Here is a 24193-nt window from a genome sequence, read left to right on the forward strand (position 1 = left end):
AAATAATAAGCTAGCATATTAAAATATCTTCGTTGTCCATGTTTCACCGTTCCAAATATCAGTAGCGATCTCTTGGTAAAATTCGGGTTCATGGGAGATAAGTAAAATGCTGCCTTTGTACTCTTTTAGTGCCCGTTTTAATTCTTCTTTAGCATCCACATCTAAATGGTTAGTCGGCTCGTCAAAAACGAGGACATTTGATTCACGGTTAATGAGCTTGCATAAGCGTACCTTTGCTTTCTCGCCACCGCTTAACACAGACACTTTGCTCTCAATATGCTTGGTCATCAGTCCACATTTTGCAAGAGCTGCACGCACCTCGTATTCAGTCATGGATGGGAATTCGCTCCACACCTCTTCAATACAGCTATTGTTGTTACTGGATTTAATCTCTTGCTCAAAATATCCTATATGAAGATAATCCCCTTTCATTGCCTCACCTGAGATAGGTCGAATCTCTCCAAGTAAGCTCTTTAGTAGGGTCGTTTTTCCGATTCCGTTCGCTCCCACTAAGGCGATCTTCTGACCTCTTTCCATACGAAGGTTAAGTGGCTGGGATAAAGGCTGGTCATATCCAATAACTAAATCTTTTGTTTCAAAAATGACCTTCCCAGAAGTGCGAGCTTCTTTGAAATGGAATTCTGGTTTAGGACGTTCTGCAGCAAGTTCAATGACTTCCATCTTGTCTAATTTTTTTTGACGACTCATGGCCATATTTCGAGTAGAGACACGCGCCTTATTTCTAGCTACAAAGTCTTTAAGCTCTGATATCTCTTGCTGTTGCTTTTTGAATTTTGATTCAAGCTGCTGTTTTTTCATTTCATATACTTTTTCAAAATCATGATAATCTCCGACGTATCGGTTTAATTCTTGATTTTCCATATGATAGATCAGATTGATGACGCTATTTAAAAACGGGATATCATGAGAAATTAATACGAATGCATTTTCATATTCTTGTAGATAGCGCTTTAACCACTCAATATGTTGCTCATCTAGATAGTTAGTCGGCTCATCTAATAATAATATGTCGGGTTTTTCTAGTAGCAGCTTTGCAAGTAATACCTTCGTACGCTGACCACCACTTAAATCATGAACATCTTTTTCTAGACCGATGTCTGTTAATCCAAGTCCTCGAGCAACCTCTTCTACCTTTGCATCAATAATGTAAAAATCATTGTTTGTTAGCGTTTCTTGGATGGTTCCTGTTTCTTCAAGTAGTGCTTCTAATTCCTCTGGTGATGCATCGCCCATTTTTTCAAATAGAGTGTTCATTTCAGCTTCCATATCTAATAAATATTGGAACGCCGTTTTTAACACATCACGAATAGTTGAGCCTTGTTGTAAAACGGCATGTTGATCTAGGTAACCGACACGAACATTTTTACTCCAGGCTACTTTCCCTTCGTCTGGCTGTAGTTTCCCTGTAATAATATTCATAAATGTAGACTTTCCTTCACCATTAGCTCCTACTAAGCCAATGTGTTCTCCCTTTAAAAGACGGAAAGATACATCATTAAAAATGGCTCTGTCTCCAAAGCCATGACTAAGTTTTGATACAGATAATATACTCATTTTTTCACCTTTTCTTTATGGTTGCTTGTTGTCCTTACTTTTTATCATCTACCGTTCATTATACGCGCTTCTTGCGGCACAAGAAACTAGTAATCATTTCATTGTAGTTTATTTTTATAGGGTTTAGAATAAACTAACAATGAATAATACTGTTTTAGGTGGCGGGATGAGATGAAAGAAGCTCGAAAAAATGCACTAGTAATTTCTTTAACATTTATCGGATTAGGGGTGTTGTGGATATTTATTTCTGATACTGCAGCTTATTCCCTCTCGAAAAAGAACTATGAATCCTTTTTATTATTCCAGCGTTATAAAGGTTGGGTATTTATGGTGATTACGGGTCTATTTTTATATGGACTTGTGTATAAAAGGTCTTATGGTCTAATTCAATCAAGAGAAGCACTGCGAAAGAAAGAAAGGCAGCTTGAACGGAGTAAGCAGCATTATAAGTCTCTTTTTAATCATAATCCAGATATGGTTTTTGAATTATGTCGAAAAGGGTTGTTTATTAATATTAACCCAGCAGGCGAGGGGTTATTAGGGCACTCAGCTTCTGAACTGAAAGGGAAAAGTGTAGAAATGCTATTAGAAGGTGAAGCGCTATATGAAGCAAGAAGATATTATATTAATTCGCTAAACGGTTATCCTCAAAAATACGAGATATGGATTCAATCAAAAGGGAAAAAGATATTGCTTAGAATTTCCATGCTTCCTATTATTGTATCAGGTGAAATAACAGGAGTATTTGGAATAGCTAGAGACATAACGACAGAAAAGAAAAAAGAAGAAATGATGATTGTATCTGAAAAGATGAGTGTGATTGGACAATTAGCGGCAGCGGTCGCACATGAAATTCGTAATCCATTAACCTCTCTAAAAGGGTTCGTACAATTAATGCAAACATCTAAAGAATACAATAGCAACTACTTATCGATTATGTTTTCAGAAATAGAACGAATCAATTTAATAGCGGGTGAAATGTTGATTCTAGGAAAGCAACAGGATATTCGTTTTGCGAAGAAAGATAGTAAAGAGATATTGAAGCAGGTTTTAGTGTTAATGGAGGCTCAAGCTAACCTTAATAACATTGCAATAGAGTGTGTAGATGAAACAACAGCTTCTACGAATGTTTTATGCGATAGTAATCAATTAAAACAAGTATTCATCAATGTGATTAAAAATGCGCTAGAGTCCATCCCTAGCAACGGGAGAATATATATTAGAATGAAGTCACTACCTCATAAAGTCATCATTGAAATCGTCGATAATGGCCATGGCATTGATCAAGAACGACTAGATCGATTAGGTGAACCTTTTTATTCAACAAAAGAAAAAGGTACGGGCCTAGGGTTAGCCGTCAGCTATAGTATTATAGAGCGGCATAGTGGCTCTATTCATATAACCAGTGAAGTAGGTAAGGGGACGAAGGTTGATATTATCCTTCCAACCGTATAAAAGTCGGACACGCTGTTTAGGGTGTCCGACTTTTTCGTTGTTGGTAGGCGGTACTATACCCAAATTCTTTATTCAGCAGAATCTCCATTTTCTCAAGTGCTTCTTTTGTGACAGGAGGATCAACATCTGACCACTTCACTTCATAAACAAGGTAATATCGCCTGATTTTTCTAAAAATCACAAGGGAGTGTGGGTAATCTGAAAAATACGCTTTAATCTGACTTCTTGTTGTATATTTCCAATTCAGTAATTTCAAATTTATCACCTACTAATAGCATAGAGAAGAAGGAATCATTTGCCAACTCTAGATCCTTTATCCTTCGTAGAAATAGTTGAAACCAAAAAAAGATTCGTTCGTAAAGAAAAGGAGGAGGGATGACGATGAAAACAACAAAGGGCTGTATGAAATGTGGAAGTACGAACGCTGGTCAAAAGGAGATTGCGACAACTGGGACAGGATTATCTAAGATGTTCGATGTTCAAAATAATCGTTTTTTAGTGGTGTATTGTAAGAACTGTGGATATTCCGAGCTGTACAACAAAGAAGTATCTACAGGCTCTAACCTACTAGACTTCTTCTTTGGAGGGTAAAAGATGGAGCTGTCTACTCTGATTTGTAGACAGCTCTCTTGTATTAAGGTTCTATTCACCATTATTCAAGTCCAATAGTCATGAGGGAATCTAACTGCTTCTGTAATTGTTTATAAGGGGATATTCCTTCAATATTTGCTCTCATTCCCTTTAATAATGCGATTCTAGGAGAAGAGGACTGTAGTTCTTCTTTTATCAATAGAAGAGTGTCTTGTAATAATGGATTTTTTTCCGATTCCAATAAGAATGTAATTTCACGCATGGTTTGTTCGATGACGTTATCTTGAAAGCATTTGGACTCTTTCGTCAATTCACTAAACAGTTCGGGATTTAACAATGGGGCTTCTTCTGCTCTAATGTATCCGTCAACAATGTCGTCTAATCTTCTTAACAAAAACGGAGGAACTCTTCTTTGGTCTAGTGGAATCTTTTCAAAAATTAGCATACCTAGTATGTGTTCAAATATGCCACTTAATAAAAAACTGATATCAAGAGTGTAGGGGCGTATTTTTTCTCCATAAATTTCAAGTAAACTCATTTGATAGAAACGAAAGCTAGCACGTTTCATTTGATGTAAAAATTCTTCAATTCCTTTTGAAAACGGAATGGCACGCTCTCGAAACTGCATAATGATGAATTCTTTATGCCGCAATACATCCTCTAATTGAACTTCCATTTGTTTCGCCAACTTGTCTCTTGGTGAAAGGGGCAATTGCATAATGTGGTCTGTATTTTCTTTGATCTTTCCAAAATAATAATGAAATGTTTGCAATAGCAATGCTTCTTTTGTTTCAAAGTGAAGGTAGAACGCTCCTTTAGAAATCCCGCTTTCACGGGTGATGTCTTGTATGGAAGTGGAGCTATATCCCTTTTGGGCGAACAATTTCATTGCTGTTTCCATTATTAATAATTCTTTCTCTGTCATGAGATCACCTTTTTGTTGTAAGTTACTTTTATTATGACCACTTGGTCATAAATTGTAAATGTTTATGAAAGAATATTTACAAATTTTATGTTTGACTCCCCGCTATACAATCCATTATAGTATGGTTATTGAAGTGACCAATTGGTCAATACGAGATATAGAGAGGGAGATTTAGGGTGAATGGATTAATTAATTTTAACCTGAAAAATAAGTTCGCTGTTTGGTTAATTACCATCATTGTAACTGTAGCAGGGTTATATTCAGGTTTCAACATGAAGCTTGAGACTTTACCAGATATTAATACACCGATTGTCAGCGTTACGACGGTATATCCTGGAGCAACACCAGAGGAGATAGCTGATAAGGTATCAGAACCGATTGAAAAGAAACTACAAAATGCAAATGGATTGAATGTTATTAGTTCGACTTCATTCCAAAATGCCTCATTCGTTCAACTAGAATACAAATTTAGTAAAGATATGGACGAAGCGGTTGAAGAAGTAGAAGAAGCGTTAAAGGACGTAGAGTTTCCAGAGGGAGTAGAAGACCCTGAAACATCTAGATTAAGCTTCAATGCCTTTCCTGTCATCACCACTAGTATTGCCCATGATGATATGGACTTAGCCACATTAACCCAACTTGTTGAGGAAGATATTGTTCCAAGCATAGAAGGTCTTGATGGGGTAGGAAGTGTAGAAGTATCAGGTCAACAATTAGAAGAAGTTCAGTTAATTTTCGACCAAGAGAAACTATCTGAATTAGGATTAACAGAAGATACCGTAACTCAAGTCATCCAAGCATCCGATGTAACGTTCCCATTAGGTTTATATGCATTTGGTGAAACAGAAAAATCCGTAGTGGTTGATGGAAATGCAACAACATTGGAAGAACTAGAAGCTATTCAAATTCCAGTCATTCCAGCACAAGCTGCGCAATCAGAAGAGCTGCCGCCAGCAGGAGCGCAAGGTCAAGGTCAACCTGGTCAAGTGCAAAATCAAACCACAGAGGCCCCGCAATCCTTTGAATTACCAACGATTTCTTTAAGTGAAATAGCTGAGATTGAAATTGTTGGAGAGGCTGAATCTATCTCTCGTACAAATGGAAAAGAGTCTATTGCTCTATCTATTGTAAAGGTGCAGACGATAACACGGTGGATGTAGTCGATGCAGTGAAAGAAGAGCTTGCTAAATTTGAAGATGAAGTAGATGGAATAGAAATTGTTCATACGTTTGATCAAGGTGAACCAATTGTTGAATCAGTAAATACAATGCTAAGTAAAGCCTTATTTGGTGCCCTGTTCGCCGTTATCATCATTATGTTGTTCTTACGAGATATTAAATCAACTATCATATCTGTTATTTCCATTCCGTTATCTTTATTAATTGCATTACTCGTTTTAAATCAGTTAGATATAACATTAAATATTATGACCTTAGGTGCCATGACAGTTGCTATAGGCCGAGTTGTGGATGACTCCATTGTTGTAATCGAGAACATCTATCGCCGTATGTCGCTTAAAGGTGAAACTTTAACAGGTATGGATCTGATACGAGAATCTACAAAAGAGATGTTCGTTCCAATTTTCTCTTCTACTATTGTCACGGTGGCTGTATTCTTACCACTAGGGTTAGTAGAAGGTATGATTGGTGAGTTATTCTTACCGTTTGCCTTAACCGTAACATTTGCTCTATTAGCGTCATTAATTGTTGCTATAACCGTAGTACCTATGCTAGCACATATGTTCTTTAAAAAAGGTGTAAAGCTTAGCCATGAAGAAAAGCCAAGTAAAATGGCGAATGGTTACAAGCGTATTTTAAACTGGTCTTTAAATCATAAAATCATTACAAGCTTAGTAGCCATTGCGATGCTAGTCGGAAGCTTCTTCTTAGTACCATTCATTGGTGTAAGTTTTATTCCTTCTGAAGAAGAGAAAATGGTCATCGCCTCTTATCAGCCAGAACCTGGTCAACAGTTAGAAGATGTGATATCCATTGCTCAGGAAGCTGAGGATTATTTTGAAGGAAAAGCGGATGTAGAAACCATTCAATATTCAGTTGGTGGAGAAAATCCGATGAGTCCTGGTAGCTCAAATGAAGCCTTATTCTATGTTATGTACAATGATGATACAGAAGAGTTTGAGTCAGAAAAAGAACAAGTGATAGAAGATCTTCAAGGAATGTCTGAAAAAGGAGAATGGGCATCTCAAGACTTCGCGTCAACAGGTGGAAATTCTGCAACGTATTATATTTATGGGGATTCTTTAGAAGACATTGAGCCAGTAGTTAATGAGATTAAAGATGTAATGGAAGCAGATGAGAACTTCCGTAATGTTGACACAAGTATCTCTGAAACGTATGAAGAGTATACTCTAGTAGCTGACCAAGAAAAGTTAAGCCAGTTAGGTCTTACTCCCGCTCAAGTTGGTATGGCTCTCATGACGCAATACACAACACCAGTTTTAACAACGATTGAGAAAGATGGAAAAGACTTAAACGTATATGTTGAAGTAGAATCGGAAGAATATAGTGATATTGAAGACTTAACCGATAAAACGATTCCTTCCGCTCTCGGATTCGACGTTCCAATTAGCGACGTAGTAGAGGTAAAGGAAGGAAACACTAGTGATACAGTTACTCGTCGTGACGGTAAGCTTTACGTTGAAGTGAGTGGTGACATTGTAATCGATGATGTAACGAAAGCAACAATCGGGCTACAAGAAGAAGTAGATAAAATTGATATCCCGTCTGGTATTGAAGTAGACACTGGCGGTGTATCAGAAGATATCGCTTCTAGTTTCTCTCAATTAGGCTTAGCCATGCTTGCAGCAATCGCCATTGTATACTTGATCCTTGTTATCACATTTGGTGGTGCACTTGCTCCGTTTGCTATCCTATTCTCATTACCATTTGCGATTATTGGTGGGTTGGTTGCCCTTCTGATTGCAGGAGAAACGATTAGTATTTCTGCATTAATCGGTGCCCTGATGTTAATTGGTATCGTTGTGACAAATGCCATTGTTTTAATTGACCGTGTTCTTCACAAAGAAGCTGAAGGTTTGTCTACGAGAGAAGCGTTATTAGAAGCTGGAGCAACGAGATTACGTCCAATCTTAATGACAGCTATTGCAACAATTGGTGCCCTATTCCCATTAGCACTTGGAATTGAAGGAAGTGGCTTAATTTCAAGAGGGCTTGGGGTAACAGTAATCGGAGGGTTAACAAGCTCAACGTTGTTAACACTTCTTATTGTACCTATTGTATATGAAGCACTGATGAAGCTTCGTCGTAAATCCAAGGCAGAATAATAAACAAAGAGCCACTTCTTCATCAGGAGTGGCTCTTTTTAACACACAATAACTACTAACAACTTTCTTATGATTGAAAGGAGTCATACATTATCATGAACGTGATTCAACAAACCATTCTTCAATGGAAAACGCTTTTGTTACAATACAAATTTGCATTAGATGAAATGAACACGAAGCTGAATATATTAAATCAAGAATTTCAGCAAATTCATCATCACAACCCGATTGAACATTTAAAGTCACGCGTTAAGTCGCCTGAATCTATACAAAAGAAGCTATACCGAAAAGGGGTTCCTATTACGCCTGCCAATGTTAAAGAACATGTCCGTGACATCGCAGGTATTCGGATCACTTGCTCATTTGTCACAGATATTTATCAAATTGTTGAGATGATACAAAAACAGGATGATATTGAAGTCATCGAAGTGAAAGACTATATTCAGCAACCAAAAGAAAATGGCTACAAAAGCTTGCATTTAGTGGTATCCATCCCTGTATTCATGAGCCAAAAAACAGAAAAGGTAGTGGTGGAGATTCAAATTCGAACCATCGCCATGGACTTTTGGGCAAGTCTTGAACACAAGATTTACTATAAATTCAACAAAGAGATTCCTCTCTCTTTACAGAATGAATTAAAAGAAGCGGCCGATATGATTTCGATGTTAGACAGTAAAATGCTGGCCATTCATACAGAAGTCGAACAAATAAAAGAAAATGAAAAAGATGAAAAACAAATGGAAGAAGAATGGATGATGGAATGGGTCAAGGATTTCCTTAAAAGGCCGACAAACAGTTCTCTTAATCAAACGATTGATTAAAAATCCTTCACTACGTTATGCCTTCCCTCCTCTAGAAAATCTGTGATAGGATGAACAATAAAGGAGAGACGTGACATGGTATTTCTAAAACAGGTTAGTATAAAAGATGATAAGATGCGAACTCCAAGTGGATATCCTTTTTCTATTCCTACCATAAAAGAGTTTAAGGAAATGAAATTTAAACAAAATGTCACTTTCTTTGTAGGAGAGAATGGTTCAGGAAAATCTACATTACTTGAAGGGATAGCAGATGGCTGTGGCTTTAACCTCGCTGGGGGGAGTCAAAATGATACATACAATGTACATCGCTCTGATTCAAGTTTAAGTGGGCATTTACGATTATCCTGGCTACCTAAAGTAAATAAAGGGTTTTTCTTGCGTGCAGAAAGCTTTTACCATTTTGCATCGTATTTAGATCGACTGCACGAAGAAGATCCAACCTATCAATATAACCGCTATGGTGGTAAATCACTCCATGAGCAGTCTCATGGAGAATCCTTTTTATCTTTGTTTCTTCACCGATTTGAAGAACAGGCCATCTATTTATTGGATGAGCCGGAAGCTGCCTTATCTCCACAAAGGCAGCTGTCGTTTATGAAAATCATGCATGATTTAACAAAGGATGGCCAATGTCAATTTATTATTGCCACTCATTCACCTATTCTATTAGGCTATCCAGATGCCACAATCTATCGTTTTGATGAGGGGAAAATTGAAGAGACTTCCTATGAAATGACCGATCATTATACGATTACGAGTTACTTTTTACAAAATCGTGAAAGGTTTTTGTATGAGCTATTTCAAGAAGATGAACAGTAAAGAGGGGAATATAGTATAGTGAAAACCTATGTGATTATTGGAGCGGGAATACTAGGTGCGTCAACTGCGTATCATCTGGCTAAAGAAGGAGTGAAGGTTGTACTCATTGATAAAGCTCATGAGGGACAAGCAACGGAGGCTGCAGCAGGGATTGTGTGCCCGTGGGTTTCGCAAAGACGAAACAAGGTGTGGTATAACTTAGCTAAAGGTGGTGCGGCCTACTATCCTCCATTAGTCAGAGAACTAGAATTGTTATTAAATGAGGATGTTGGATACCAAAAAGTAGGAGCGCTTAGTTTACATACGGACCAGAAAAAACTTAGTCAAATGGAAGAACGTTCACGGAAGAGAAAAGAAGAAGCGCCAGAGATGGAAGATATAGCGTTATTAGACGAAGTTCAGACGAAGAATCGATTTCCGTTCATCGGAGAAAACTATTCTTCTGTTTATGTTAGTGGAGCGGGTCGTGTAGACGGAAGAAAAATAAGAGATGCACTTATTCGTTCTGCCCTTCATCACGGTGCCAAGCACATAAGAAGTGAAGCGTCGCTTAGAAGAAATCAAAAAGGCCAAGTGAGCGTCTTGGTTCACGATGAAGTTGTAGAAGCTGATGGAGTGGTAGTAGCTGCCGGAATTTGGGCAAAAGAGCTTCTAGAACAAGTAGGAATTGAGTTTCATGTGACGGCACAAAAAGCAGAGATTCTTCATTTACGAACAAGGGAACATACGGACCACTTACCGGTTGTGATGCCGCCTTCTTCTCATTATTTTGTGCCTTTTGAAGCAGGGAAAATGGTTGTGGGAACGACTCACGATGATGAGGGGGGGCAGGAAAGAGATACAAGACCAACTGCCGGAGGCATTTTCGAAATTCTTGATAAATCGTTACAGTATGCCCCCATGCTTAAAAATAGTGAGTTAACAGGAGTGCGTGTTGGATTTAGACCCTATACTCCAGGTTTTTTACCGGTGTTTGGAGGAGTTCCTGGAGTTGAGAACCTTTTCGTAGGAAATGGTTTAGGTGCCTCAGGTCTAACGGCTGGGCCGTTTTTGGGAAAAGAATTAGCCTATCATGTTTTGGGGTATGAAACCGTGTTAAATCCTTCAGATTATCCAGTCGAAGGAGCTATAGAATAAAAAAGGTAGAGCAAAAGTTGCTCTACCTTTAAAGTGTGGGTAATCTATTCAGATGCTTCTTGTTTCTTTGTTGCATGTATAACATCTTCAGCCCAAAGGATGCTTTCTTTATATAGTCTCCCAATTTGCTCTGATTGAATTCCCAAATCAGCAGAGGCTTGGTCGACATCTTCCCAGTTTCCTTGTTCTAACTGCTTTACGAGCTTTAAGGCTTTGTATTGAGTATTTTCTACTCCAAGAAGCGCTAATCGGATCTCTTCGTGAAGAGGTACCTTCTTTAGAATTTCATCTAAGGATAAGGAAAGGATGGTATCCATTAGAGAAAACATACCAGTTAGAAAAAAGCTGGAGCTAGAAAAAGTGTATTTTGCTTTAGCGATAAGCTCACACATATGTGCACGAATTAAGCACTGAGTAACGACTTCGATTTCTTGAGCTGAACGTTCAAGCTGATGATCTCTGACCGCTAAAACAAATATCCACTTTTGTATCTCAATGATACCAAGCAATACAACGGCTTGTTGAATGGAGTTAATCTTGTTAGACGGTCGAAATGCAGGTGAATTGACCAGTTTCAATAGTTTATAAGAAAGAGATAAATCTTGTTTGATCAAGTCGCTTATCAATTCAATATTTGGTTCTGGATCAGAAAGCTTCTCAATTAAGTTAAAATAGGAATAGATATACGGCGGTATGTCATGAGAACTCATAATAGTGGGCTTGCTGAAAAAATATCCTTGATACAAAGAATATCCTTTGCTTTTAGCCTCTAAGTACTCAGCTTCTGTTTCAATTTTTTCAGCTAATAAAGTAATTTTATAGAATTTACAAAGAATCTCAGTTTGTTCTCGTTCCTTTTTCGTGGTGGTTCTAAAATCTACTTTTACAAAGTCTGCTAGCTTGATTAAATCTCGCATAAATGGATTGGCGGGGTTCATAGAAAAATCGTCTAACGCAATTCGGTACCCCTTTTCTTTTAAGCCTCGCACTAACGCTACGGTTTCTTCATTAATCGTCATCGTTTCAAGAATTTCTACTACTAAGTCTCGCGGGGAAAAATAGCTAGGAACATCTAACTTAAGTAAAGACTCTGTGAAATTTACAAAGCAGGGCATCCCCGCAGACAACTCATCAATTCCGATATTTAAGAAGCTAGTAATAATCACATCTGAAGTTGCCACATCTCCATCTATATTTGGAAATGCATTCGTTTGATTATTTCGATAAAGAAGTTCATAAGCAAATATCTCATTATGTTCATTATAAATTGGTTGTCTTGCAACATATACTTCCAACGTATTTCCTCCATAAGATGAAGTATTGCGTACTCTGACAAAAGTAACAAGGTATATTCTACTATAAATTTCCTAAACTTACTATATGTATAGTGAAGACAAAAGGTAGAATAAATTTCGACAAAATCCTCTATTACTCCCTCAATCTAATCGACACTTACTTCATGTAAGGTTCCATGTAAAATGATAAATAAAATCTAGGCTTGTCTCATAGGATGAAAAGAGAATAAAGATGAGGTGAATTTAGATTTGAAAGTACTATATCGAAGCGTATTTTTACTCGCTGGTGCTGCCTTTTTGGGGGAGTGTATGGAATTTATTATTAATCTGCAGTTAGCGCAGCATTTAGGTGAAGAAGGGTTAGGGCATTACATGTCTCTTCTTCCTATCTTTTTCCTTATTGTCATTATCGCCTCATTAGAGTTGCCCATTTCGCTTTCTAAATTTATAGCCGAAAAAGAAAGATCGTATCACCGAGAAGCCCTAAGACATACGATTTTCTACACAGTGATTCTCACAGGCTTCTTATTGACATTCTTTATTGTCTTGTTTACTTTCTTTCCAATTTTTTCAGAGTATCATTCTACTATTCGTTGGTTGTTTGTTGTGGCCATTCCTATTACGGCTTTTCCTCTCTTTGTCGTGGTTATTTTATGGGGGTTCACCAAATGGGGAAAGTTGCGGTAAGTAATTTTCTTCGTAAAGGGGTACAGCTCATTCTCTTAATTTTCGTATTTATACTCTATGATTTTTCGGGGGATACAGCCTTGTTTATTGCCTTAACGTTATTCCTACTAGCAGAAGCAGTTGTGTGTTTGTATTTACTATTTAGTTTTTATTTGTATTGGATTCGGTCAAAGGACGACTCATTCAAACAAGTACCGAGAAAGGAAGTAGGGAAAGCATTGTTAGAAGTATCGGTTCCCACAACCATTTTACGAGTATTTCATGCAGCGACTCATGCCATCCAGCCTTTTTTAATTAAAGCCGCGTTAATACATAGTGGGATGGATGTAACCACTTCAACCGAACAATTTGGACTCTTAGCAGGCGTTGCGCTGACCATTTGGTTTTTTTCCAGCTTTTATCGCGCACTCTTTATTAATTGCCTTGATTCCTATTGTATCAGAGGCATGGTCAAAACATGAGATGAAAAAGGTGAAAAGACTGCTGAAAAATGTGATGGTCATTACAGCTGTCTATAGTATACCGTCTATCCTATTATTCTACTTTTATGGTCATCTATTAACAGGAATGTTTTTTGAAAGTATATCCGCTACAGTCTATCTTCAGTTGCTCTGGCCGTACTTCCTGTTCCACTTCTTTATCATTCCGTTTCAAGCGTTCTTAATTGGTATTGGCTTAGTAAAAGAGGCCATGTACCACATTATTTGGTCAACAGTTATTTCTTATTTAGTTATATGGGTGTTAGGTAGTATGCCGTCTCTAGGAATGCTAGGCGTGATTCTTGGAATGAACACGGGCGCTGTATTATCTGCTTCCTTGCACTTTTTCTCGATAAAAGAAAAACTCTCACTTACTTTAAGGCCAAAGTATCTAAAATAATGTACTAGAAAGGAAGGGAAAGGATTGAATAAGTTGAATGATGTGATTCATGGGATCATTGAAAGGCTTAGGAAGGATCAGCAAGAAGATGGTTCATGGGGGTATGCTTTTGATACAGGCATCAAAACAGATTGCTATACCATTATTCTTATCAAAACTCTACATCTTACAGAATATGAGAATTTGGTTGAAAAGCTAGTCAAAAGAATAGAATCCATGCAATCTAAATCAGGAGGCTTTAAACTTTATCGTGATGAAAAGGAAGACAATCTTTCCTTGACGATTGAAGCCTATGTAGCACTTCTTTATTCTGGCTATCGTCGGGCACAAGATTTATCGATGACGACCATTGAAAATCGTATCCGAAAGCTTGGAGGCCTTGCAAAAGCAGATATGTTTACGAAAGTCTTATTAGCTACAACAGGACATTTAGATTGGCCGAAGCTATTTCCTATCCCCGTCGAGTTCATATTATTACCACCAAGTTTCCCGTAAACTTTTATGATTTCTCTGTATTTGGTCGTTCTAATATTGCTCCGATTTTATTATTGGCAGATTCAAAGTTTCAAATTCCAAAGACAACGGAAACGCCAGATATTTCTCATTTATATGTAAGAGAATTGTACTGGTGGTCAGAGGATAGAGGGTGGAACGGTTTCACGAAGGCGATTAATAAGGGTGTGAACAATCTAATAGGATTACCAAATGAGCTTCATACACTTGGAAGAAAACAGGCGGAAAACTATATGCTCGATCGGTTAGAAGATGATGGAACTCTTCTGAGCTACTACAGCTCTACGTTTTTTATGATCTATGCTCTCTTGTCAGTTGGGTATACGAAAGATCATAAAGTTATTAAAAAAGCTGCTCGAGGTCTATTATCGATGAATACTACTGTAAAAGATACAATCCATATTCAATATACAACCGCACACATTTGGAACACGTCCCTCATTAGTCATGCACTACAGACAGCGGGAGCTTCTCCAGATGATACTATGGTTATGAGGGCGAATCATTACTTACTTCAACGACAGCACACTAAATTTGGAGACTGGGCAATATACCAGCCGAATCTTGGACCAGGTGGATGGGGATTTTCTCACAGTAATACCTTTAATCCTGATGTGGATGACACAACAGCGTCTCTGCGCTCTATTCAAAACTCACTACATTCTCATCCAAACTATCAATCTTCTTGGTACAGAGGTCTCTCGTTTACCTTGGGCATGCAAAATCAAGATGGAGGCTTTCCTGCTTTTGAAAAAGGTGTGGATAAAACCTTTCTTCATTTATTACCGGTACAAGGTGCTGAGTTTTTGTTAACCGACCCTTCCACTCCTGATTTAACAGGTAGAACACTAGAATTTTTAGGAGAATCAGCTCATCTATATAAGGATTCTGGGGCCATTAAAAGAGGGGTGAACTGGTTAATCGAAAATCAAAGACGAGACGGTTCTTGGTACGGAAGATGGGGAATTTGTTATATATACGGCACGTGGGCGGCTTTGACAGGATTACAAGCTGTTGGAGTAAGTAAGGAGCATCCCTCCGTACAAGAAGGAATAGACTGGTTAAAGTCTATACAACAGGACGACGGGGGATGGGGAGAATCTTGCGAGAGTGACTCACAAAAAACGTATATCCCCTTATCGAAAAGCACAGTGACACAAACGGCTTGGGCGGTGGATGCTTTAATCGCTTATGAAAAAGAGGAGACAGTGGAAATAAAAAAGGGGATGGAGTATCTATTGGAGAATTGGAATCATGAAGACTGGACGATGGATTATCCAATGGGGCAAGGAATGGCGAAGGCCTTTTATATCCATTATCACAGCTATCGCTATGTGTTTCCGTTGCTTACAATGGGCCATTATATGCGTAAATTTATGTAGGGGCCTTGCGCCTCTTTTTTAATTGCTCTAAGATGGTGTTTTTGTACGAATTGGAATTATAGTGGGCGCACGGGAAGAAAGCCCCCGCACGAGATGGAGGTGTATCCGCACAGAAAAGGTCACCAAGCGCACGACACAAAAAAGGAATGCGTGATGCTCCTCACCTCGCATTCCCTTTTTCTTTTAATTCACGTTCCATTTTCTCTACAACTTGATTGTATGTGAATCCAGATTGATTGTTTAATCGTTTCACTTCATCAATATCTGTCCCAGCTATCGTTCTGTTCTTTTGATTGGAATTCATGATATTCACCTCAATCCTTAGCCTCTCACAAAGGTGTCCATTTATTCACTCCGCTTGGCAAACAAATAGCCCATTCCAATCAATATCACACCAGCTAAAATAAAACTTGTATAGGCGACAACGGGTTCAACTTCTTGATTTTTAGCACCAATTCCGATAAAAGCCCAGACAAATACAAGTGGATACACAAAATCATTTTCTTTTTTAGTGAAAAACAAAGCGAATAGTGTTCCAACAACTAATAAGATGATGGTCCACGTTACATCAGATAAGCCCAATCCATTCCAATCATAATATTCTAAAGTGAAACTAATGTTAGCAATGGTTGCTACGCTAATCCAACCAATATAGAGAGAAAATGGCAGAAGGTCAAAAAAGCTAGGGCCTGTGCTTTTAACCGTAACATACAGCCAAATAATTGTAAGAAGGAGTGCAAGCATAACCACTATGGAAACGGCAAAATACTCGTAATGCCACATGAAAATCCATGTGCAATTTAAAATACAGCTAATAATAAATGGGACAAGGGCTTGATCGTACATGGGTAAATCTATTCGACTCTTAGGAAGCTGTCTTAAAATCCATACACCTAGTGTTAAATAAATTAAACTCCAAATCGAAAAAACATAACCAGCCGGTTGAAACAATACTTGAACAGAATTCGCGATCTCTCCTGTTGTTTTCCCGTTAAAAGGTAGAGTGTTGGATAACGCATTGACGACAATAACTAAAAGAAAGAAAACGAGATAAAGAATAAATCTCTTCATGCTAATCTCTCCAATCCTGTAATTAGTACTCATACTATTCCACAGTGAAGGACAACATAACCTTTTTGATTCTTTTTTCTTTTTCATGGTTAGATTCGTCTTTTATCTAAAAAATGTGTAAAATATACCATATAGAAGGGGAGGTTAATACATGAAGTATAGTGAAGTTTGGGATTTAGAGGGATTCTTTCCAGGTGGTAGTGAATCGCCACAATTACGATTTCATTTAGATGAATTACATAATAAAATTGACCAATTTAAGTCATCAGAAGCAAGCTTTCATGTTCCTAAACAAAAGGATGACAGTGAACGAGTAGCGACGTTTATTGAGCTTTCAACAGAAATTATACTCTACCTACGTCAAGCGGGTGCATTTGTGAGCTGTCTTCAAGCTCAAGATATGAACGACAGAAAGTCCGATGCTCTAAGAGGAGAACTAACAACCTACAGCGCGACATTCCAAAACTCTTTTACATCATTTCAACAAAAGCTTTCCCACACAGATGAAGAAGTGTGGCATGCTCTGTTAAAAGACTATCGTCTTCAAGAGCTTTCATTCGTCTTAAACGAATGGCGTGACAAAGCGAAGGATAAGCTTCCAAGTGAACAAGAATCACTCATTTCATCTCTTGCCATTGATGGATATCACGGCTGGGGCCAAATGTACGATACATTAGTGGGCAGCATGAAAGTAGAAGTAGAGGTGGACGGAGAAACGAAAACTCTTTCTGTTGGTCAAGCGAATAATCTTTCCTCTCATAAAGACGAAGACGTACGAAGAAATGTAACACATACGTTAGAAAAGCTTGGGAGGAGAAAGAGGATATGTTTGCACGCACGTTAAATCACTTAGGTGGATTTAGATTGCAAACGTATGAGGCAAGAGGATGGAAGTCTGTCTTAAAAGAGCCTCTAGAATATAACCGTATGAAGGAAGAAACGTTAAATGCGATGTGGAGTGCCATTACAAAGCATCAAGCATCCTTTGTCCAATACTTAGACCGTAAAGCCAAGCTACTTGGTAAAGACAAGCTTGCTTGGTCTGACTTAGATGCACCCGTATCTGCTTCAACTAATACATTCTCGTACCAAAAAGGAGCAGAATTTATTGAAAAGCATTTCGGGCAGTTTGGGTCTCAAATGGCTGAATTTGCACGCCACGCTTTTAAAAACGCTTGGATTGAAGCAGAGGATCGACCTGGTAAAAGACCTGGTGGATTCTGTACACTATTCCCGATGAGTGAAGAATCGCGTATCTTTATGACGTATTCAGGATCTATGTCCAATGTAGCGACATTAGCCCATGAACTTGGGCACGCGTTCCATTCATATGCACTACGTCCAAAGCACATGCTTAACCGTAACTATGCCATGAACGTAGCAGAGACGGCATCAACATTTGCTGAAATGATTGTAGCCGATGCAGCGGTAAAGGAAGCGACGTCTAAAGATGAAAAGATTGCATTAGTAGAAGATAAAATACAGCGAAGTGTTGCGTTCTTCATGAACATTTATGCTCGTTTCATATTTGAAACTCGCTTTTATCAAGAGCGTAAAGAAGGCTTGGTATCGGCAACTCGCTTAAATGAACTAATGGAAGAGGCTCAAAAAGAAGCATACGGGAACAGCTTGAGCGAGTATCATCCGCGCTTCTGGGCATCAAAGCTACACTTCTATATTACAAGCGTACCGTTTTATAACTTCCCGTATACGTTCGGATATCTATTCTCACTAAGTATCTATGCAAAAGCATTAGAAGCTTCGGAGAATTATGAAGAAAAGTATATCGATTTACTACGTGATACGGCTGTCATGAGCGTAGAAGACCTAGCCATGAAGCATTTAGGAGAAGACATTACAAAAGAAGAATTCTGGGAGAAAGGCGTCAAGCTATGTGTAGGTGACGTGGAAGAGTTCTTATCTTTAACAGAATAGTTGGTTTTGGGGAAAACGTCTCGTGGAGGCGTTTTTTCTTTGGGAAGGGGAGATGTTGGAGAGATAAAAATGGACGTGCGCTCAAATTCGTCCGTTCCCCGCGCCGGTTGAGAGGTAGACGCACAGGCAAAGTAGCCCCGCACCAAATAGGGAGAAACCGCACGAGAAGAAGATCCCCCCGCACGAAATGATGGGTTGCCCGCACCAGATCAGGCCTTAGCCGCACAGGAAACCCAGCCCCGCACCAAATAGGAGGAAAACCGCACGAGAAGAAGGTCCACCCGCACCAGATTCGGCCTTAGCCGCACAGGAAAAGCAGCCCCGCACCAGATAAGAGGAAAGCCGCACGAGAAGAAGATCCACCCGCACGAGATGATAGGTTGCCCGCACCAGATCAAGCCTTAGCCGCACAGGAAAAGCAGCCCCGAACCAGATAAGAGGAAAGCCGCACGAGAAGAAGATCCACCCGCACGAGAATATGCGTTCCCCGCACCAGATCAAACCTTAGCCGCACAAGGAAAGAAGCCCCCACCCAATTGCTCAAAAACCCTGGCACAATCCCCCCTCCCTCACAAATGTTCACAAAACCTTCATGACTCACAAAGCCTGTCATTTCAATATCTCGTAACCGCCTTCAAGAAAATATGTGATATTTTTCACAGACTCTACTCGCATATCGTACTATGTTTTCTATATAGAGATAGAAAAAACTAATAAAGGCGTGATGAAGATGAGTTGGGAAGGATTCAATAAAGGTAACTGGATGAATGAAGTGGATGTGCGTGATTTTATCCAACTGAATTACACCCCTTATGAGGGAGATGAAGCATTTTTATCGGAAGCCACTGAAGCAACGAAAGTGCTTTGGGAAAAAGTCATGGAGTTTACAAAAGAAGAGAGAGAACGTGGCGGTGTTTGGGATTTAGATACAAAGATCGTTTCCTCTATCATCTCTCATGGACCCGGATACTTAGATAAGGAGCTCGAGAAAGTTGTTGGGGTTCAAACGGACCATCCGTTTAAACGCTCATTGCAGCCATATGGTGGAATTCGCATGGCAGAAACTTCGTTAAGCTCCTATGGATATGAGTTAGATCCAGAGGTAGAAGAGATTTTCACAAAATACAGAAAGACCCATAACCAGGGTGTGTTCGATGCGTATACACCGGAAATGAAGCTAGCGAGAAAAGCTGGGATTGTCACTGGTTTACCAGATGCGTATGGACGTGGGCGTATTATAGGAGATTATCGCCGAGTAGCTCTATATGGAGTAGACTTTTTAATAGAAATGAAGAAGAAAGATATTGCTACGTTAAGTGGAGCTATGACAGAAGAAACGATTCGTGATCGTGAAGAACATGCGGAACAGGTGAGAGCATTACAAGAATTGAAAGAGCTAGGAACATCATATGGACTTGACCTTTCTCGTCCTGCTGAGACAGCGCAAGAAGCGATTCAATGGCTATATATTGGTTATTTAGCAGCGATTAAGGAGCAAAACGGGGCAGCAATGAGTCTTGGGCGTGTTTCTACATTCCTAGATATATATATTGAAAGAGATATAAACAATGGATTTCTTACTGAGCAAGAAGCACAAGAGCTAGTTGACCACTTTGTGATGAAGCTTCGACTGGTGAAGTTTGCGCGAACGCCTGAATATAATGAGTTATTCAGTGGAGATCCAACGTGGGTAACAGAATCGATTGGCGGTGTGGGTGAAGATGGAAGGCCACTGGTTACGAAGAACTCATTCCGAATGCTTCATACTCTTGATACATTAGGTCCAGCACCAGAGCCGAATTTAACCGTTCTATGGTCAGAGAAGCTACCAGAATCTTTCAAGAAATATTGTAGTAAAATGAGTATCCAAACAAGCTCGGTGCAATATGAAAACGATGAGCTGATGAGACCAATTTACGGTGATGATTACGGAATTGCTTGCTGTGTTTCTGCTATGCGAATTGGGAAACAGATGCAATTTTTCGGTGCGCGAGCTAATTTAGCGAAAGCTCTCCTTTATGCAATTAATGGCGGTAAAGATGAGGTGCTAGGAGTTCAAGTGGGACCTAAAGTGGAACCTATTACAGGTGATTACTTAGACTACGAAGAAGTGAAAGAGAAATATGACGTGATGCTTGAGTGGTTAGCAGGACTATATGTCAACACCATGAATATCATCCATTATATGCATGATAAATATAGCTATGAGCGAATTGAGATGGCACTACATGATAAAGAAGTTTTACGTACAATGGCATTTGGAATCGCCGGGCTTTCTGTTGTTGCAGACTCCTTAAGCGCTATTAAATATGGCAAGGTGAAAGTACTGCGCAATGAAGATGGAGTAGCTGTTGATTATGAGGTAGCTGGAGATTATCCGAAGTTTGGTAACAATGATGAACAAGTAGATAAGATCGCAACGGATCTTGTAGAAAGATTTATGAATAAATTACGTAAACATGAGACGTACCGTCAGTCCACGCCAACGATGTCAATTTTAACCATCACGAGTAATGTGGTGTACGGAAAGAAAACAGGTAGTACGCCAGATGGACGTAAGAAGGGAGAACCATTTGCCCCTGGAGCCAATCCTTTCCATGGACGAGATGTAAAAGGTGCTCTTGCCTCATTGAACTCAGTAGCAAAACTTCCGTACGCATCTGCGCTTGACGGAATTAGTAATACATTTAGTATTATACCTTCTGCGCTTGGTAAAACAGATGACGCACAAGTTGATAACTTAGTAGCTTTGCTTGATGGGTATGTGATGAAATCTGGTCATCATTTAAACGTCAACGTTTTCCATAGAGAAACCCTTCTCGATGCTATGGAGCAACCAGAGAAATATCCACAGCTGACTATTCGGGTTTCTGGTTACGCGGTAAACTTTATTAAGCTAACGAGAGAACAACAACAGGATGTTATTACCCGTACCTTCCATGAGATGATGTAATCGGTTAAGAAAGAAGGGATCACCATGATAGGTTCCACCACTATTCATTCAACAGAATCTTTTGGAACAGTAGATGGACCGGGAATTCGCTATGTGATTTTTACCCAAGGATGCTTGCTTCGGTGTCAATATTGCCATAATCCTGATACATGGGAAATAGGTGCAGGAAATAGTATGAGCGTTGAAGAGTTGATGAGAGACATTACATCGTATTTACCGTATTTGCAGTCTTCTGGTGGAGGAGTCACGGTAAGTGGAGGAGAGCCACTTCTTCATTTAGATTTTTTACTAGAGTTGTTTAAAGAATGTAAAAAATTTGATCTCCATACAGCCATTGACACTTCAGGGGGATGCTTTCAGACATCTGAGGCCTTTATGAATAAACTAAATGAAGTACTAAAGTGGACGGACTTAGTTCTACTTGATTTAAAGCATATGGACAGTCAAGCTCATAAGCACTTAACGGGAAAGCGAAATGAACATATTCATCAGTTTGCAAAGTATCTTGAAGCATCCTCAATCCCTGTTTGGATTCGCCATGTATTAGTTCCGGGGAAAACCGATAGTGCTGAAAATTTAACAGCATTAGGAGAATTTATTAAACAATTATCCAATGTGGAGAAATTTGAGATTCTTCCTTATCATAAGCTAGGAGTCTATAAGTGGGAATCCTTAGGAATTTCATATCCTTTAGAAGGCGTACACAGTCCAAAAGAAGAAGAAGTGAACAGAGCATACGACCTTGTATTAGGTTAAAAGAAGAACCACGGAAGGTTAAGTCTCCTTCCGTGGTTCTTCTGTTTCTTCTTCATCTGTATATATATTTGGTCCTTGTGCCAAACCTTCTTGTAGTTTAATAGGCTCCCACGGGGGATCTACGTACTTGGCTGAGCGAGTATCTAATGCCTCCTGCAATAAAAAGATAAATACCCAAGTGAAAAGGCCTATAACTATTAGAAACCCAAGAGTAATCACTGTATAATATACCATGTCTTCCCCTCCTCAATACATCTATATGCAGTGAGGATAGAAAGGTAGTCCTAATTTTCACCTTCAATTTTTACTATTTTTCCTATTGGGAAGTAAAGTAGATAGAGGGGGGATTGGATTGCTAAAATCCACAAAAAATTTTAAGATGCATAGTTATCCAGGTATGGTAGCACTAATTACAGTAAATAGTGGCACCGAAAAAATATTATGGCTGCAGGATGGCACTCGTTTATTTCAATGGATCCACCTATGTACGGGGTGGCTATTGGGAAAGAACGATACACTTATTCGTTAGTTCAGCAAGCGAACCACTTTGGAGTCAACTTTGTTCCCTATGAATTTGCTGAGTTTATTCAAGAGTCTGGGACTTGGTCAGGGGAAGTGACGGATAAATTTAAGGATAGCGGGATGGAATGGTTTTTAGGAGAAAAGCTAGGCGTTCCGATAGTAAAAGAGGCGTATATGGCGTATGAGTTGGTGGTACAGGATTGCAGGGCATATGGTGATCATGATTGGTTTGTTGGGGAAATTGTCCAAACGTATCAAGATCATGAGTTATTTGGAACAGATGGACTTCCAGATTTTAATAAATTAACCATACCGTTATATCTTGGGAGGTCTACTTATTTAAAGATTAACGATAAGACAGAAAAGAATCAGTTTATTATCAAATAGCCCTTACCTAACTTTTGACTATCATCACTATTGAGGGAGAATTTTAGAACAGAATTTCTACACATTGAGTAGCGGTGAATAATCGAGTTAAAAAAGAAGGGGGATTCCCCTTCGTTTTAATTCTCTAATGCTAACATCATATATTTCCGAGTATTTGGCCCGTAAATGCCATCATTCTTAAGAGTTGGATAGTTTGATTGAAAATCTCGTACAGCTTTTTCTGTTTTAGGTCCATATATGCCGTCCACTGTTCCAACATTGAGTTTCAAGTCTTTCAAAGCTTGCTGGACTTGTTTAACGTTGTTTCCTTCACTGCCCTGTTTAAGAATAACGTTTGGTAATGGATAAGGAGCTTCAATAGTAACTTTTTTAGCGTCTAATAGCTCATTCACTTTCTTCATCGTTTGTATGCCGGCGATCCCATCAACGGGCAGTCCATTAGCTTTTTGGAAATTCATAACAGCTTGCTTTGTTTCACTTCCATAATCGCCGTCCGCACCAAATTTAGTCAAAGGATACCCTAAGCGAATTAGGCTTTCTTGGAGTTTTTTTACATCGGCTCCTTTATCACCGAATAATAAAAGGTTAGGCATAGTATTTTGATCTTTTTTGGTAAGCAATTCGGTAATTTTAGTTGTTGTATTAGATCCAACAATACCATCAATGATTAAGCCGTTATCTCGTTGAAGCTGTTTAACAGCATCTTCTGTTTCTTGACCAAATGTACCGTCACTACCATACTTAGGCAGAGAGTATCCTAACTTTTGAAGGTTTTGTTGAAGCATCATGACATTGCTTCCTACTGAGCCAATGGATAAGTTCTGATTTGATGTTGAGGGCGGTACTGTAGATTTAGTAGTAGATCGTTCTTTCAATGCTTTAAACGTGTTCTCTCCAACAATTCCGTCCACGGTTAAATAATAATCTTTCTGGAATTTTCGTACCTGTTGAATAGTTTCAGCACCGTAGAATCCATCTGCTCCGTATAAAGGCAAAGAGTAGCCAAGCTTAATTAAATCATTTTGAACCTCTCGAACAAGATCCCCGCGGTCCCCATTATTTAATGGCAGTTCTCCGGAAACCCCTTTCACTATGGATGGCGAATTTATCGGTAGAATATTTGAATTAGTAGCATTCTTAACATCTGAAATGAACTTCTCCCATGTAATTCCATATCGGTTTAGTG

At 39.0% G+C, this 24193-nt stretch carries 20 protein-coding genes and 3 pseudogenes; 15 read left to right on the forward strand and 8 right to left on the reverse strand.

Annotated features, from left to right (window positions below):
- Positions 1–18 precede the first annotated feature (18 nt).
- Complete coding sequence (locus M44_RS08945; protein ID WP_010172813.1) at positions 19–1575, reverse strand: ABC-F family ATP-binding cassette domain-containing protein; 1557 nt, start codon at positions 1573–1575, stop codon at positions 19–21.
- A 171-nt stretch (positions 1576–1746) separates the two neighbouring features.
- On the opposite strand from M44_RS08945, the gene M44_RS08950 reads away from it, so the two are divergent.
- A complete protein-coding gene (locus tag M44_RS08950; protein WP_010172815.1) occupies positions 1747–3030 on the forward strand; it encodes an ATP-binding protein in 1284 nt (427 codons plus the stop codon).
- A gap of 16 nt (positions 3031–3046) precedes the next feature.
- Here M44_RS08950 and M44_RS08955 read toward each other — a convergent pair whose 3' ends face one another.
- Positions 3047–3286, reverse strand: coding sequence for a hypothetical protein (locus tag M44_RS08955; protein ID WP_010172816.1), 240 nt, complete (start codon positions 3284–3286; stop codon positions 3047–3049).
- A 125-nt stretch (positions 3287–3411) separates the two neighbouring features.
- Here M44_RS08955 and M44_RS08965 point away from each other — a divergent pair, with 125 nt between their 5' ends.
- Positions 3412–3621, forward strand: a complete 210-nt coding sequence (locus tag M44_RS08965) for a zinc ribbon domain-containing protein (RefSeq protein WP_029326812.1) — start codon at positions 3412–3414, stop codon at positions 3619–3621.
- A gap of 61 nt (positions 3622–3682) precedes the next feature.
- On the opposite strand, the gene M44_RS08970 is transcribed toward M44_RS08965, so the two are convergent.
- Positions 3683–4546: a TetR/AcrR family transcriptional regulator gene (locus M44_RS08970; RefSeq protein ID WP_010172819.1), complete on the reverse strand. Its 864-nt coding sequence runs from the start codon at positions 4544–4546 to the stop codon at positions 3683–3685.
- A 176-nt stretch (positions 4547–4722) separates the two neighbouring features.
- Between M44_RS08970 and M44_RS21795 the strand changes: the two are divergent.
- The 4 genes and pseudogenes from M44_RS21795 (at position 4723) to M44_RS08990 (ending at position 10627) form a co-directional block, all read left to right on the forward strand.
- A pseudogene (locus tag M44_RS21795) lies at positions 4723–7850 on the forward strand (efflux RND transporter permease subunit).
- Positions 7851–7945: 95 nt separating this feature from the next.
- Complete coding sequence (locus tag M44_RS21800; RefSeq protein ID WP_010172821.1) at positions 7946–8671, forward strand: GTP pyrophosphokinase; 726 nt, start codon at positions 7946–7948, stop codon at positions 8669–8671.
- 75 nt (positions 8672–8746) lie between these two features.
- Entirely contained in the window at positions 8747–9490 is a 744-nt protein-coding gene (locus tag M44_RS08985) for an AAA family ATPase (protein WP_010172822.1), read from the forward strand.
- An 18-nt stretch (positions 9491–9508) separates the two neighbouring features.
- Positions 9509–10627: an NAD(P)/FAD-dependent oxidoreductase gene (locus tag M44_RS08990; protein WP_010172824.1), complete on the forward strand. Its 1119-nt coding sequence runs from the start codon at positions 9509–9511 to the stop codon at positions 10625–10627.
- Between the two features lie 44 nt (positions 10628–10671).
- Here the strand turns inward: M44_RS08990 and M44_RS08995 are convergent, their stop codons facing one another.
- Positions 10672–11922: an EAL and HDOD domain-containing protein gene (locus M44_RS08995; protein ID WP_010172826.1), complete on the reverse strand. Its 1251-nt coding sequence runs from the start codon at positions 11920–11922 to the stop codon at positions 10672–10674.
- Positions 11923–12171: 249 nt separating this feature from the next.
- Between M44_RS08995 and M44_RS28910 the strand changes: the two genes are divergently transcribed.
- From M44_RS28910 to M44_RS21810, 5 genes and pseudogenes are all read left to right on the forward strand, one after another.
- Positions 12172–12609: an oligosaccharide flippase family protein gene (locus tag M44_RS28910; protein ID WP_272941188.1), complete on the forward strand. Its 438-nt coding sequence runs from the start codon at positions 12172–12174 to the stop codon at positions 12607–12609.
- A complete protein-coding gene (locus M44_RS28915; protein WP_029326814.1) occupies positions 12591–13070 on the forward strand; it encodes an MATE family efflux transporter in 480 nt (159 codons plus the stop codon). The genes M44_RS28910 and M44_RS28915 overlap by 19 nt, the downstream gene beginning before the upstream one ends.
- Entirely contained in the window at positions 13033–13488 is a 456-nt protein-coding gene (locus M44_RS28920; RefSeq protein ID WP_272941189.1) for an MATE family efflux transporter, read from the forward strand. The genes M44_RS28915 and M44_RS28920 overlap by 38 nt, the downstream gene beginning before the upstream one ends.
- Before the next feature lie 42 nt (positions 13489–13530).
- Positions 13531–14315, forward strand: a pseudogene (locus M44_RS29915) (squalene--hopene cyclase); the annotation flags it as partial.
- A 57-nt stretch (positions 14316–14372) separates the two neighbouring features.
- Complete coding sequence (locus tag M44_RS21810; RefSeq protein WP_420167105.1) at positions 14373–15383, forward strand: hypothetical protein; 1011 nt, start codon at positions 14373–14375, stop codon at positions 15381–15383.
- Between the two features lie 160 nt (positions 15384–15543).
- Here M44_RS21810 and M44_RS27510 read toward each other — a convergent pair whose 3' ends face one another.
- A complete protein-coding gene (locus M44_RS27510) occupies positions 15544–15687 on the reverse strand; it encodes a hypothetical protein (RefSeq protein ID WP_010172829.1) in 144 nt (47 codons plus the stop codon).
- A gap of 41 nt (positions 15688–15728) precedes the next feature.
- Complete coding sequence (locus tag M44_RS09025; protein WP_010172830.1) at positions 15729–16454, reverse strand: TspO/MBR family protein; 726 nt, start codon at positions 16452–16454, stop codon at positions 15729–15731.
- A gap of 151 nt (positions 16455–16605) precedes the next feature.
- On the opposite strand from M44_RS09025, the pseudogene M44_RS21815 reads away from it, so the two are divergent.
- The 3 genes and pseudogenes from M44_RS21815 (at position 16606) to pflA (ending at position 22098) form a co-directional block, all read left to right on the forward strand.
- Positions 16606–18389, forward strand: a pseudogene (locus tag M44_RS21815) (M3 family oligoendopeptidase).
- Between the two features lie 730 nt (positions 18390–19119).
- Positions 19120–21342, forward strand: a complete 2223-nt coding sequence (gene pflB, locus M44_RS09035) for a formate C-acetyltransferase (protein WP_010172831.1) — start codon at positions 19120–19122, stop codon at positions 21340–21342.
- A gap of 24 nt (positions 21343–21366) precedes the next feature.
- Positions 21367–22098: a pyruvate formate-lyase-activating protein gene (gene pflA / locus M44_RS09040; protein WP_010172833.1), complete on the forward strand. Its 732-nt coding sequence runs from the start codon at positions 21367–21369 to the stop codon at positions 22096–22098.
- Positions 22099–22116: 18 nt separating this feature from the next.
- Here the strand turns inward: pflA and M44_RS09045 are convergent, their stop codons facing one another.
- A complete protein-coding gene (locus tag M44_RS09045; protein ID WP_010172835.1) occupies positions 22117–22332 on the reverse strand; it encodes a hypothetical protein in 216 nt (71 codons plus the stop codon).
- A 207-nt stretch (positions 22333–22539) separates the two neighbouring features.
- Here M44_RS09045 and M44_RS21820 point away from each other — a divergent pair, with 207 nt between their 5' ends.
- The gene (locus M44_RS21820) at positions 22540–23007 is read left to right on the forward strand and encodes a flavin reductase family protein (RefSeq protein ID WP_081447477.1); all 468 of its coding nucleotides are present in this window, start codon (positions 22540–22542) and stop codon (positions 23005–23007) included.
- A gap of 116 nt (positions 23008–23123) precedes the next feature.
- Here the strand turns inward: M44_RS21820 and M44_RS25160 are convergent.
- Positions 23124–24193: peptidoglycan-binding domain-containing protein (locus tag M44_RS25160; RefSeq protein WP_010172839.1), on the reverse strand; the 1070-nt coding region annotated here is incomplete at its 5' end.

Origin of the sequence: Bacillus coahuilensis m4-4 (genome assembly GCF_000171615.1) — a bacterium.
Classification (GTDB): Bacteria; Bacillota; Bacilli; order Bacillales; family Bacillaceae_K; genus Bacillus_T; species Bacillus_T coahuilensis.